General features: G+C 66.7%; 11 protein-coding genes. 6 read left to right on the forward strand and 5 right to left on the reverse strand.

What is annotated here, in order from left to right:
* Window positions 1-62 precede the first annotated feature (62 nt).
* On the reverse strand, window positions 63-1,055 hold the full coding sequence (locus L7H23_RS10795) for an NAD(P)H-dependent glycerol-3-phosphate dehydrogenase (RefSeq protein WP_237835875.1): 993 nt from the start codon (window positions 1,053-1,055) through the stop codon (window positions 63-65).
* Complete coding sequence (tsaD, locus tag L7H23_RS10800) at window positions 1,052-2,086, reverse strand: tRNA (adenosine(37)-N6)-threonylcarbamoyltransferase complex transferase subunit TsaD (RefSeq protein WP_237835876.1); 1,035 nt, start codon at window positions 2,084-2,086, stop codon at window positions 1,052-1,054. The genes L7H23_RS10795 and tsaD overlap by 4 nt, the downstream gene beginning before the upstream one ends.
* A gap of 62 nt (window positions 2,087-2,148) precedes the next feature.
* Between tsaD and hemC the strand changes: the two genes are divergently transcribed.
* Genes hemC through L7H23_RS10825 form a run of 5 tightly spaced genes read left to right on the forward strand, consistent with a single transcriptional unit; the run spans window position 2,149 to window position 7,056 of the window.
* Window positions 2,149-3,102 carry a hydroxymethylbilane synthase gene (hemC, locus tag L7H23_RS10805; RefSeq protein WP_237835877.1) on the forward strand — a complete coding sequence of 318 codons (954 nt, stop codon included), beginning with the start codon at window positions 2,149-2,151 and terminating at the stop codon, window positions 3,100-3,102.
* Window positions 3,099-3,782 (forward strand): uroporphyrinogen-III synthase, encoded by a 684-nt coding sequence (locus tag L7H23_RS10810; RefSeq protein WP_237835878.1) that lies wholly within the window; start codon window positions 3,099-3,101, stop codon window positions 3,780-3,782. Before hemC ends, L7H23_RS10810 begins: the two co-directional genes overlap by 4 nt.
* 22 nt (window positions 3,783-3,804) lie before the next feature.
* On the forward strand, window positions 3,805-4,698 hold the full coding sequence (locus tag L7H23_RS10815; RefSeq protein ID WP_237835879.1) for a mitofilin family membrane protein: 894 nt from the start codon (window positions 3,805-3,807) through the stop codon (window positions 4,696-4,698).
* Between the two features lie 35 nt (window positions 4,699-4,733).
* Window positions 4,734-5,936: an acyl-CoA dehydrogenase gene (locus L7H23_RS10820; RefSeq protein ID WP_237835880.1), complete on the forward strand. Its 1,203-nt coding sequence runs from the start codon at window positions 4,734-4,736 to the stop codon at window positions 5,934-5,936.
* A gap of 1 nt (window position 5,937) precedes the next feature.
* The gene (locus tag L7H23_RS10825; protein WP_237835881.1) at window positions 5,938-7,056 is read left to right on the forward strand and encodes a CaiB/BaiF CoA-transferase family protein; all 1,119 of its coding nucleotides are present in this window, start codon (window positions 5,938-5,940) and stop codon (window positions 7,054-7,056) included.
* A 49-nt stretch (window positions 7,057-7,105) separates the two neighbouring features.
* Here L7H23_RS10825 and L7H23_RS10830 read toward each other — a convergent pair whose 3' ends face one another.
* A complete protein-coding gene (locus L7H23_RS10830) occupies window positions 7,106-9,448 on the reverse strand; it encodes a TonB-dependent receptor (protein ID WP_237835882.1) in 2,343 nt (780 codons plus the stop codon).
* 203 nt (window positions 9,449-9,651) lie between these two features.
* On the opposite strand from L7H23_RS10830, the gene L7H23_RS10835 reads away from it, so the two are divergent.
* The gene (locus L7H23_RS10835) at window positions 9,652-10,296 is read left to right on the forward strand and encodes a TetR/AcrR family transcriptional regulator (RefSeq protein WP_237835883.1); all 645 of its coding nucleotides are present in this window, start codon (window positions 9,652-9,654) and stop codon (window positions 10,294-10,296) included.
* Window positions 10,297-10,327: 31 nt separating this feature from the next.
* Here L7H23_RS10835 and metW read toward each other — a convergent pair whose 3' ends face one another.
* Together metW and L7H23_RS10845 are read right to left on the reverse strand one after the other, a co-directional pair.
* On the reverse strand, window positions 10,328-10,924 hold the full coding sequence (gene metW / locus L7H23_RS10840; protein ID WP_345790428.1) for a methionine biosynthesis protein MetW: 597 nt from the start codon (window positions 10,922-10,924) through the stop codon (window positions 10,328-10,330).
* The gene (locus L7H23_RS10845; RefSeq protein WP_237835884.1) at window positions 10,918-12,039 is read right to left on the reverse strand and encodes a homoserine O-acetyltransferase; all 1,122 of its coding nucleotides are present in this window, start codon (window positions 12,037-12,039) and stop codon (window positions 10,918-10,920) included. The genes metW and L7H23_RS10845 overlap by 7 nt, the downstream gene beginning before the upstream one ends.
* Window positions 12,040-12,095 lie beyond the last annotated feature (56 nt).

The raw sequence follows: 12,095 nt of genomic DNA on the forward strand, positions 1-12,095 counted from the left end.
CATCGTTTCCCCGCCGGTCAATTTAGCGCGGGGAAGGGAGGCAGGCAATTCTTTGCAGCTGATCATCGGCCCTCTGGTCTGAGCGGGCGGCTGAGCAGAGCCTGAATCGCCTCGCCCGCGCGAATTTCGCCCGCAACGAGGCGCGCGACGGCGTCGGTGATCGGCATATCGATGCCGTCGGCGCGCGCCGCAGCGGCGATCACTGGCGCGCTGAAAGCACCTTCGGCGACGGTGCGGCGGTCGGCCATCAGCTTTGCCGCATCCTCGCCGCGCCCGAGGCCCTGGCCGAGCGCGAAGTTGCGCGAGTTCGACGAGGTGCAGGTGAGGACGAGGTCGCCGAGGCCCGCGAGACCCGCCAGCGTTTCGGGCTGCGCGCCGCGCGACAGGCCGAAACGCGTCATTTCGGCGAAGCCGCGGCTGATCAGCGCGGCGCGCGCGTTGAGTCCCAGCCCGGCGCCTTCGACGATACCGCACGCGATCGCGAGGATATTTTTCACCGCACCGCCGATCTCGGCGCCGATCATGTCGGTCGATGCATAGGGGCGGAAATGCGGGCGCGCGAGCGACCCGGCGATCGCCTCGGCGGTCGCGGCATCGGCGGCGGCGAGCGTGATCGCGGTAGGGAGGCCGGCGGCGACTTCGTGGGCAAAGGTCGGGCCCGACAGGACGGCCAGCGGCCGATGCGGGCTTACATCCTTTGCAATGTCGATGGGGAAGGCGAAACTGTCGGCCTCCATGCCCTTGCTGCAAAAGATCAGCGGCGCGTCGCCCGCGGGCAGATCGGTCAGCACGGCGCGCAGGAACGGCACGGGGACGACGACCAGCAAGGCATCGCAGGGTGCGAGATCGGCAAGATCGCTCGTCGCTGCAAGCGAAGGAGAGAGGGCTGCGTTCGGTAGGAACAGCGGATTGCGATGCTCGGTGTTGATCGCGGCAACGACCGCGTCCTCGCGCGCCCACAGGCGTACCGGCGCGCGCTCGGCGGCGAGCATCTGCGCGAGCGCAGTGCCCCAGGCGCCACCGCCGATGACACCGAAATTCGAGTATGACGTCATGCTTTCACTCCGGCGCCACGCACAGCCTCGGCCTCGGGGTCGAGCGGCCAGCGCGGACGTGCTGCGGTGTCGAGCGGATCGGTGAGCCCCGCGGCGAAGCGTTCGGCGCCTGCCCACGCGATCATCGCGCCATTGTCGGTGCAAAGCCAGAGCGGCGGTGCGACGAAGCGCTTGTCGAAGCGGGCGGCAAGGTCGGTGAGCGCCGCGCGGATCGCGCCGTTCGCCGCAACCCCGCCCGCAACGACAAAGGCGGTTGCTTGCGGAGAGGCGGCGAGCGCAATCCGGCTGCGGTCGACGAGACAGTCGACGACGGCCTGCTGGAAGGAGGCGGCAAGATCGGGGACGCGATACTCGCCCGATGCCGCGGCCCGCGCCACCGCGCTCTTGAGCCCCGCGAAGGAGAAATGCGGTTCGGTGCTGCCGACGAGCGGGCGCGGGAGCGGCACCGCCTTGGGATTGCCGTCCTTGGCGGCACGCTCGACCGCCGGGCCGCCCGGATAGCCGAGGCCAAGCAGCTTTGCGGTCTTGTCGAAGGCCTCGCCTGCGGCATCGTCGATCGTGGTCGCGAGGCGGCGATAGGCACCGACGCCCTCGACGAGCAGAAGCTGGCAATGCCCGCCCGAGACGAGCAGCAGGAGATAGGGAAACTCGAGTGCGGCGTCGGAGAGCCGCGGGCTCAAGGCATGACCTTCGAGATGATTGACCGCAACGAGCGGCTTGCCCGCCGCGTGCGCGAGTGCCTTGCCGGTGACGAGCCCCACCATTACCCCGCCGATCAGGCCGGGGCCGGCGGTCGCGGCGATCGCGTCGACATCGGCGAGAGTGACGCCCGCGTCGGCCAGAACGCCTTCGACGAGCGGCGCAAGGCGCTCGACATGTGCGCGCGCGGCGATTTCGGGGACGACCCCGCCATAGGGTTGGTGCTCGGCCTCTTGTCCCGCGACGCGGTGCGCGAGGATGCGCCGTTCGCTGTCGACAAGCGCTGCCGCGGTTTCGTCGCAGCTTGATTCAAGGCCGAGGATCAGAGTCATATTGTTGCGCGTCCCTTTACCCGCCCCTTTGCAGGCAGGGCAAGTGAGGCTAGCGCGTGAATATGGCTTCGATTCTGCTCCCGACAACCGCCCGACCGCTTCGCATAGGTACGCGCGCCTCGCCGCTGGCGCTTGCACAGGCGAATATGGCGGCGGCGGCGCTGGTCAAAGCGCACGCGCTGGCGCCCGGCGCGCTCGAAATCGTGCCGATGACCGCAACAGGCGACCGGATCCAGGATCGCGCGCTCGCCGAGGTTGGCGGCAAGGCGCTGTGGACGCGCGAACTCGACGCCGCGCTTGATGCGGGCGACATCGACATCGCGGTCCACAGCCTGAAGGACGTCGAGACGGTCCGCGATGCGCGCTTTGCGCTCGGCGCGATGCTCGAACGGGCCGATCCGCGCGACCGGCTGGTGGTAAGGAATGACGTCGAGGCGGCAAGTGTCGTCGACCTGCCCCACGGCGCGCGGCTCGGTACGAGCAGCCCGCGGCGCGCGGCGCAGGTGAAACGGCTGCGGCCCGATCTGGTCACGACGCTGCTGCGCGGAAACGTCCAGACACGGCTGGCAAAGCTCGAAGCAGGTGATGTCGATGCAACCCTGCTTGCGGCGGCGGGGCTCGATCGTCTGGGAATGCAGGACGTCGGCAGCGGGCAAGCGATCGACCTGCTGCTTCCCGCGGCGTCGCAAGGGGCGATCGGGATCGAGTGCCGCGCCGACGACGCCGCGACCTTCGCGCTGCTGAAGGCGATCGATCATGCGCCGACGCATCGTGCGGTGGCGGCCGAACGGGCGCTGCTCGCGGCGCTTGGCGGCGATTGCCGCTCGCCGGTGGCGGCGCATGCGCATTGGCGCGAGGACGGATCGCTGCGGCTCGACGCCGAAATCTATTCGGAGGACGGCGCCGAGCATGTCGCGGGGCATGCGCTGATCGCGGGCGAGGGCGATGCCGCAGCGCTCGCCGACCGGTTGCTTGGCGAGGCTCCGGAAGCCGTACGACGGCTTTTCACCGTATGAAACAGGGCCTGCCGCTGATCGTGACGCGGGCCGATCCGGGCGGCGCGGCGACGGTCGAGCGAGCAAAGGCGCTGGGTCTCGACGCACGACATCTTCCGCTGTTTGCGGCGCGGCCGCTCGACTGGGCTGTTCCGGCGGATGGTTTCGACGCGCTGTTGCTGACAAGCGCGCAGGCGGTGCGGCTCGCGGGGCCGGGTCTCGCCAACCTGGCGGGCCTTCCCGTCTATACCGTCGGACCCGCGACCGCTGCGGCGGCCGAGGCAGCGGGGCTTGCCGTCGTCATGACCGGACCCGGCGACGGGCAGTCGCTGCTCGACGCCATGGCGTCGCAAGATATCGATCATATTCTGTGGCTTTGCGGACGCGACCGGTCGGCTTTCGACGCCCGCAACGCCCAATTGACGTCCTTGCCGGTCTATGCGGTCGATCCCGTCGATCCGCCGCCCGGCTGGAGCGAGGCGATCGCCGAACCCGCGGTGCTGCTCGCGCATTCGGCGCGTGGCGCGGCACGCATTGCCGAACTCGTCGGGAGTGCGCGGGCGCATCTGTCGCTCGTTGCGATCAGCGCCGCAGCGGCAGCCGGGGCTGGCGAAGGCTGGGGACAAATTGCCATCGCGGCACAGTCCGACGACGCCGCAATGTTGGCAGCGGCGCATAATTTGTGCCAAAAGGGCGAATAACAGGGTCGTTCGAAAGAAACACATGGCTATCGACAGCATCGACACGTCCGCGCCCGCGGACGGCGCGGTACCGGTTAAGCGACTGTCCTTCAGGGCTCTTTTCATTGCCGCGATGGTTCTGCTGCTTGCGGGCGTGGTCGGCGGCGGATGGGCGATGAGTCGCTGGCTCGCGGCCGATCCGAAAACGGAAACGACCGTCACCGACAGCCCCGCGCCGGATGGCCGGCTTGCGGCACTGGGGCCGGTGGCGGCGGCCGATCCCGCGGCCGAACCGGCGATTCCGGTTGGCGCCGATGCGCTCGGCGCGCGCGTCGCCGAACTCGAACAACGGCTGTCGCGGATCACACTCCAGGCCGAATCGGCGTCGGGCAACGCATCGCGCGCCGAAGGGCTGCTTGTGGCGTTTGCGGTACGCCGCGCGCTCGATCGCGGGCTGTCGCTCGGCTATCTGGAGGCGCAATTGCGCCTGCGCTTCGGCGACGACCAGCCGAATGCGGTGAAGACGATCATCGAAACCTCGCGCGAGCCGGTGACGCTCGAGCAACTGCGCACCGAACTCGACGCGATCGCGCCCGAACTCGTCGGGCGCAGCGGCGACAATGGCAGCCTGTGGACGGGGCTGCGCCGCGAGCTCGGCGAATTGTTCGTCGTACGCCCCGCAGGCACCCAGTCGCCGCGCGCGACCGAACGGCTCGAACGCGCGCGTCGCTATCTCGCGGGCGGGATGGCCGACAAGGCGATCGCCGAGGTGCAGGCGATGCCCGGTGCCGCAGCCGCAAGCGAGTGGCTGATCGAGGCGCGCCGCTATCACGAGGCGCGGCGCGCGCTTGACCTGATCGAGACCGCGGCGATATTGGAGCCGCGCGACGGAACCGCCGTCGCAATGGCCCGCAAACCGGCCGTCACGACCCCCTAGCGGCCTCTCGGGTCGCGCCTGAAGAAAGCCGACCCATGGCCCTCGCCGATCCGCAGCGCATCGAATCGCTCGACCCGTTCGATCCCCTCCAGCTCGCCGACCAGCTGAGCGACGAAGAGCGGATGATCCAGGGCGCCGCGCGCGCCTATGCTGAAGGCGAGCTGCTGCCGCGCGTGACCTCGGCGTTTCTTGAGGAACGTTTCGACCGCGAGATCATGTCGGAGATGGGACAGCTCGGCCTGCTCGGCGCGACGATCGATCCCGAATATGGCGGCGCGGGGCTGAGCTACGTCAGCTATGGCCTGATCGCACGCGAGGTCGAACGGATCGATTCGGGGTACCGCTCGGCCTGTTCGGTCCAGAGCTCGCTCGTGATCCATCCGATCAACGCCTATGGCAGCGAGGAGCAGAAGCGGAAATATCTGCCCGGCCTCACATCGGGCGAACTCGTCGGCTGTTTCGGCCTGACGGAGCCCGACGCGGGAAGCGACCCCGGCAGCATGCGCACGCGCGCCGAGAAGATCGAAGGCGGCTATCGCCTGAAGGGCGCGAAGATGTGGATCACCAATTCGCCGATCGCCGACGTCTTCGTCGTCTGGGCGAAATCCGACGCGCACGACGGCGCGATCCGCGGCTTCATCCTCGAAAAGGGGATGAAGGGTCTTTCCGCCCCGAAGATCGAAGGCAAGGTATCCCTGCGCGCCTCGATCACCGGCGAGATCGTGATGGACGGCGTGGAAGTTGGCGAGGATGCGCTGCTGCCCCATGTTTCGGGCCTCAAGGGCCCGTTCGGCTGTCTCAACCGCGCGCGTTACGGCATCGGCTGGGGCGCGATGGGTGCGGCCGAATTCTGCTATGAAGCGGCGCGCAATTACACCCTCGAGCGCAAGCAGTTCGGGCGCCCGCTCGCGGCGAACCAGATCGTCCAGCTGAAACTCGCCAACATGCTCACCGAAATTTCGATGGGCCTGCAGACCGCGCTACGCGTCGGCCGACTGATCGACGAAGGGCGGCTGGTGCCTGACGCGATCAGCCTCCTGAAGCGCAACAATTGCGGCAAGGCGCTCGATATCGCCCGCGTCGCGCGCGATATGCATGGCGGCAACGGGATTTCGGCCGATTATCACGTCATTCGTCACGCTGTGAACCTCGAGACGGTGAACACCTATGAGGGAACGCACGACGTCCATGCGCTGATCCTGGGTCGTGCGATCACCGGCATTCCTGCCTTCTTCTGAGATGAAGCCGCTGGAGGGACTGCGCGTCGTCGAACTGGCGCGCGTGCTCGCAGGGCCATGGTGCGGGCAATTGCTCGCCGACCTTGGCGCGGAGGTCGTGAAGGTCGAGCGGCCGGGTCCGGGCGACGACACGCGCGAATGGGGTCCGCCCTTCGTCGCCGGCCCCGACGGCGACAATCTGGGTGCGGCCTATTATCACAGCTGCAACCGCGGCAAGCACAGCGTTGCAGTCGATATCGCGAGTCCGGAGGGGCAGGCCGAGGTTCGTGCGTTGCTGGCCGGGGCCGACGTCGTCATCGAGAACTACAAGGTCGGCGGGCTCGCCAAATACGGCCTCGATCCGGCGCGGCTCCGCGCCGATTTCCCGCAGCTCGTTGTCTGTTCGATCACCGGGTTCGGTCAGACCGGGCCCTATGCGCACCGCGCGGGTTACGATTATATCGTGCAGGCGATGAGCGGCTTCATGTCGCTGACCGGCGAGCCCGACGGGGCGCCGCAGAAGGCGGGGATCGCCTATGCGGACATATTCACCGGCATGTATTCGGCGGTCGCGATCCTTGCGGCGCTGCGACGTCGTGACGTCACCGGATCCGGCGCGCATATCGACATGGCATTGCTCGACAGCCAGGTCGCAGTGCTGGCGAACCAGGCCGCCAATTACCTCGCGAGCGGGGTGGTGCCGAAGCGGATGGGCAATGCGCATGTCAATGTCGTGCCCTATCAGGTCTTTGCGACCGCCGACGGCCAATTGGTGATCGCGGTCGGGAATGACGGCCAGTATCGCAAGCTCTGCGCCATATTGGGCGTTCCCGAATGGGCCGACGACCCGCGCTTCGTGAACAATGCCGCACGGCTGGCGAATCGCACCGCACTGATCCCGTTGCTTGCGGCGAAGATCGCGGCGTGGGACGCGCAACCGCTCTCGCTGGCGCTCGAGGCGGAGGGTGTGCCCGCGGGTCCGATCAACGACCTTGCCCAGGTATTCGCCGATCCGCAGGTGGTGGCGCGCGGGATGCGCTTTCGCCCCGACGGAGCATCGATCGATGGCGTCGCAAGCCCGATCGTCATCGATGGCGAGCGTATGGTTGCGGCCGCCGGGGCCCCGCCGCTCGGCACATAGAAAAAGGGGCGCCGCAGCGGGCGCCCCTTTCCCCCTTATTTTCCCGTGATCAGAATTTTACCGTGCCGGTCACGAAGACCTGACGCGGATTGCCGTAGAAGGCGGTCAGCGTGCCCTCGGTGCCGAGCGCCGAGGTCGGCAACCCGTTGCCGCCGATGACGGGTACCCCGGTGACCGGGTTGACGTTGATGAAGGTGTAGCCCGAGGTCTTGTAGTGCTTGTTCGTCAGATTCTTGCCGAACAGGCCGAGGCTCCAGCGGCCTTCGGGTGCCGTATAGACGAGGCTGGCATCCCACAGCGCGAAGCCGTCCTGGTCGATATAGGGATTCGGGATTTCGAACTGATAGGTCTTGCTGCGATACGACAGCGTCGTGCCGAAGCTGATATCGCCGTCGCCGACGGGGGTCGAATAGGCGAGCGTCCCGCTGGCGGTCCACTTCGGCGTATTCTGCACCTCGCGGAACGCTGCGACGTCGGTCGGCACGCCGGCGATATTGGTGACGAACTTCTTGTACTTCGCGTCGATATAACCCAGCGCGGTCGACAGCGTCAGCCGGTCGCCCGTTGCCGCCAGATCCTCACCGAGCCGTGCGCGGCCCTCGAACTCGAGGCCCTTGAAAGTCGCCTTGCCGGCATTCGACACGATGCCGCAGAAACTGGGCAGGCCGCCGACGGTGCAGGCGACCGACCCCGGAATCTGGACGTCGGTGTAATCGGCGTAGAAACCGGCGATCGCGACATTCAGGCCGCCGTCGAACAGGCTGCCCTTGTAGCCTAGTTCATAGCTTTCGACCTTTTCGGGACGGAAGCTCAGGAAGGCGGCGATTTCGGCATCGGTCGGCCTGCCCGGGATCGCCGCCGGCGCGTTGGCGCCGACGCCGCGCGGGTCGAAGCCGCCACCCTTGAAGCCCTGCGAATAGCTGGCGTAGAGCGTGTGGTCGGGGGTCGGCTTGAAGGTCAGCGAGGCGCGCGGGGTGAATTTGTTGAACTTGCGGCTGCCCTCGAAATCGGTGCCGGGGGCGCCGAAGGGAACGCCGGCACCGCCGAATACGGGTGAGCCGCCGCCGAGATAATTCTGGCGCAGGATCGATGCCTCGCGCTTGTCCCACGTGTAACGACCGCCCAGGGACAGGCTGAACTGGTCGGTAAAGTCATAGGTGAAATCGCCGAACACCGCCGCGGTCTTGGTATCGACATCGGCCTCGGTGAACGCCGTCAGGCCGGCGAAAGTGTTGAAGATGCGCACGTCGAACAGCGTGTCGGCGGTCGCGTCGAGATAATAGAAACCGAGAAGGCCCTTCAGCTTGTCACTTTCGTAGAGCAGCTGGAATTCCTGGCTGACCTGCTCGTTGAAATAGAAGCCGGGAACGTCGACGTCGACCGCGGGCAGTGCGTCGAAATCGATCGGGGTCGCCGACTTGTCCTTGCGCCACGCGCTGATCGAGCGAAGCGTCACCGTGTCGCTGAGTTCGGCCGTGACGTTCATCGCAAGGCCATAGGCTTCGATGCTCTGCTTCGGATCGACGAGGCCGCCGCGGCTGTCGTAGACATCGTCGAGCACCGGCGCGTTGGTCGCGAGACTGGGGATCAGGCGGTGGCCGCCGCGCGGATCGCTCTTGTCCTTGCTGTAGTCGCCCGAGATGCGGATCAGCACCGGCGCGTCATAGCCACCGAACTCGATCGTGCCGCGGCCCGCCCAGACGTCCTTGTTGTAGTTTTCGAGCCCCGTGGTGAGATTGTCGCCGAAGCCGCCGCGTGAGAGCCGCGCGACCGAGCCGCCGACGCGGAGAAGGTCGCCGATCGGCGCGCTGGCGGTGACGACAAGGTCGGCCTGGTCATAGGTGCCATAGGTGCCCTTGATCTTCAGCGAGAAATCCTGCGGCAGCGGTGCGGTCACATATTTCACCGCGCCGCCGATGGTGTTGCGACCATAAAGCGTGCCCTGCGGCCCGCGCAGGATTTCGATCCGCTCGACGTCATAGATATCGAGCACCGCGGCCTGCGGACGGTTCAGATAGACGTCGTCAAGATAGAGGCCGACGCCCTGTTCGAACCCCGACACCGGATCCTGCTGGCCGACGCCGCGAATGAAGGCGGTGAGGGTCGAGTTCGAGCCGCGCGAGACTTCGAGCGTCGTGTTCGGCGTGGTCTGGCCGATTTCGGTGATGTCGATCGCGCCGGCCTTTTCGAGCGCTTCGCCCGAGTAAGCGGTGATTGCGACCGGGACGTCGATCAGCCGTTCGTCGCGGCGGCGGGCGGTGACGATGATCTCGTCATTCCCGGCGTCGGTGGCGCCCTCTTCCTGAGCGGAGGCGGCGGGGGTGAAGGCGAGCATCGAAAGCGCGCTCGTCGCATAGATGGCGCGGCGCAGCGAACGGGCGAAAGGACGCATATTGTGTCTCCCATGGTGGGCGACCTTTCGCCGCCCTTTGTTGATTTCGTTGGGCCGGTCTTGCCAAGCCGCGACGCAGCCTATAATGAAACATGAACCAAGTTTCAACTTGGAATATGCATCCGACGTTTTTTGCTTGCTTGTGGTGCCGGAATACCACGATGCAGGCAGGGCCGGACGGATCGGGGAGACGGGAAGGCGCGATGGATCAACCGCAGGCAGCGACGGAGTCAGAAGCGGCCGCCAATGGCGAGCCGCGCGACAAGACCCCGCGCACCGAGCGCGGGCGGCGGACGCTGCGCAAACTGCTCGACGCCGCTGCGATAGAGTTCGGCGAGCGCGGCTTTCACGAGGCGTCGATCAGCGCGATCACGCGGCGTGCGGGAACGGCGCTCGGCAGCTTCTACACCTATTTCGATTCGAAGGATGAAATCTTCCAGGCGCTCGTTCGCTACATGAGCGAGCAATTGCGCGATCATGTCACGCCGCTGGTTCAGGCGGCACCCGACGAGATCAGTGCCGAGCGCATCGGGCTCGAATCCTATCTCGGTTTCGTGCGCGAGCATAAGGAGATCTACCGGATCATCGATGAGGCCGAGTTCGTCGATTACGCGAGCTACCGCCGCCACTATGAGACGACCGTCGCACGCGTGCGCCAGCGGCTGGAGAATGGCGCCGCACGGGGCGAAATCCGTGCCGACGTCGGCGAGATTCACGCCTGGGCGATCGGCGGGATGAACGTCTTTCTGGGCATGCGCTATGGCCTGTGGGACGAGGACGCCGATATCGAAGAGATCGCGCGGATCGCGAACGACCTGCTCGCGAACGGGCTGAAGAAGCAGGACTAGTCCTGCATCATTTCCGCTTGCGGGAGAAAAACTACCCTCGTGAAATCAGGAAGATGGCGTGCTCGGCGCGCCAGCTTGCGGCGGCGTCGCTCGTCGGCTTGTCGCCCGACAGATACCAGGCGCGTTCGACCCTGATGCCTTTTTCGCGCAGCAGCTCGCGGAAGTCGCTGACCGTGACATGGTGGATGTTCGGCGTTTCGTACCAGGCGACGGGCAGCAGCCGCGTCATCGGCATACGGCCGGTCCAGAGCAAGGATAGCCGCACCCGCCAGTGCGCGAAATTGGGAAAGCTGACGAACGCGCGCGGCGCTATGCGGAGCAGTTCGCCCACGACGAGGTCGGGGCGCTCGGTCGTCTGGAGCGTCTGCGACAGGATGGCATAGTCGAAGGCGTCGTCGGGATAGTCGGCGAGGTCGCGGTTCGCGTCGCCCTGAACCACCGACAGTCCCTGCGCCATCGCCGCTTCGATCGCCGCGACGTCGATCTCGAGCCCGCGAGCATCAATCGCCTTCTGCGATCGTAGCTCGGCCATCAGCGCCCCGTCGCCGCAACCGATATCGAGCGCGCGCACGCCGGCGGGGATAGCATCTGCTATGATGCGAAGATCGGGGCGGAGCGCGCTCACCAGCCGCCTCCGAGTGCGCCGGCCATGATGCGGTCGAGCGCGGGCACGTCGAGGAGGAAGCTGTCGTGGCCGAAGGGCGCCGACAGCTCGACAAAGCTCGCCGCGGCGCCGACCGAATGGAGCGCCTGCACGATTCGGCGCGATTCGGCGGTCGGGTAGAGCCAGTCGGTGTCGAAGCTCACCAAGGTGAAGCGCACATCCTTGGCGTTAGCAAAGGCGCCCGCGAGTCGCCCGTCGTGCGGCTCGGCAAGGTCGAAATAGTCCATCGCGCGGGTGATATAGAGATAGGCGTTGGCATCGAAGCGGTCGGTAAAGGCCAGCCCCTGGTGCCGGAGATAGGATTCGACCTGGAAATCGGCGTCGAAACCGAAGCTCTTGATGTCGCGCGCCTGCAGCCGGCGGCCGAACTTCTCGGTGAGCCCCTCTTCGGACAGGTAAGTGATGTGCGCCGCCATGCGCGCCACCGCCAGACCCTTGGTGGGCGCGCGTGCGCTACCGTAATATTGACCGTCCTGCCAGTCGGGGTCGGCCATGATCGCCTGTCGCCCGACTTCGTGGAAGGCTATATTCTGAGCTGAATGGCGCGCCGCGCTCGCGATCACGACCGCCGAACGCAACCGTTCAGGATAGGCCGCAGCCCAGGCGAGCGTCTGCATTCCGCCCATCGAACCGCCGATGACGGCATGAAGCCGTGCAATACCGAGATGATCGAGCAACATTGCCTGCGCGCGGACCATGTCGGCGATCGTGATAACCGGGAACTGCATGCCGAGCGGCGCGCCGGTCGCGGCATCGGGCGTGGCGGGGCCGCTCGTTCCCATGCAGCTGCCAAGCACATTGGCGCAGATCACGAAGAAGCGGTCGGTATCGACCGGCTTGCCCGGCCCGACCATGCGCGCCCACCAGCCGGGTTTCCCGGTCGCGGGATGATCGCTCGCGACATATTGGTCGCCGGTCAGCGCATGGCAGATCAGCACGGCGTTCGACTTGTCGGCGTTGAGCGCGCCATAGCTTTGATAGGCGATCGTCACCGAAGGCAGCACCTGCCCGCTGTCGAGCGCGAGCGGCGCCGAAATCGTCACGCTCTGATGCTGTATCTGGTGGAGCAGGCTTGCCATGGTCCGCGCGGGGCTAAGCGGGCGCAGGGGCGCTGTCAACGCACTGGACTCGGGCG

Source organism: Sphingopyxis sp. BSN-002, from assembly GCF_022024275.1.
Classification (GTDB): domain Bacteria; phylum Pseudomonadota; class Alphaproteobacteria; order Sphingomonadales; family Sphingomonadaceae; genus Sphingopyxis.

Excerpts from the sequence above, each read along its gene's own strand:
- L7H23_RS10815 (WP_237835879.1), top strand. The coding sequence starts at position 3,805 with ATGGCTATCGACAGCATCGACACGTCCGCGCCCGCGGACGGCGCGGTA.
- tsaD (WP_237835876.1), bottom strand. The coding sequence starts at position 2,086 with ATGACTCTGATCCTCGGCCTTGAATCAAGCTGCGACGAAACCGCGGCA.
- hemC (WP_237835877.1), top strand. The coding sequence starts at position 2,149 with ATGGCTTCGATTCTGCTCCCGACAACCGCCCGACCGCTTCGCATAGGT.
- L7H23_RS10825 (WP_237835881.1), top strand. The coding sequence starts at position 5,938 with ATGAAGCCGCTGGAGGGACTGCGCGTCGTCGAACTGGCGCGCGTGCTC.
- L7H23_RS10830 (WP_237835882.1), bottom strand. The coding sequence starts at position 9,448 with ATGCGTCCTTTCGCCCGTTCGCTGCGCCGCGCCATCTATGCGACGAGC.
- L7H23_RS10820 (WP_237835880.1), top strand. The coding sequence starts at position 4,734 with ATGGCCCTCGCCGATCCGCAGCGCATCGAATCGCTCGACCCGTTCGAT.
- L7H23_RS10810 (WP_237835878.1), top strand. The coding sequence starts at position 3,099 with ATGAAACAGGGCCTGCCGCTGATCGTGACGCGGGCCGATCCGGGCGGC.
- L7H23_RS10845 (WP_237835884.1), bottom strand. The coding sequence starts at position 12,039 with ATGGCAAGCCTGCTCCACCAGATACAGCATCAGAGCGTGACGATTTCG.
- L7H23_RS10795 (WP_237835875.1), bottom strand. The coding sequence starts at position 1,055 with ATGACGTCATACTCGAATTTCGGTGTCATCGGCGGTGGCGCCTGGGGC.
- L7H23_RS10835 (WP_237835883.1), top strand. The coding sequence starts at position 9,652 with ATGGATCAACCGCAGGCAGCGACGGAGTCAGAAGCGGCCGCCAATGGC.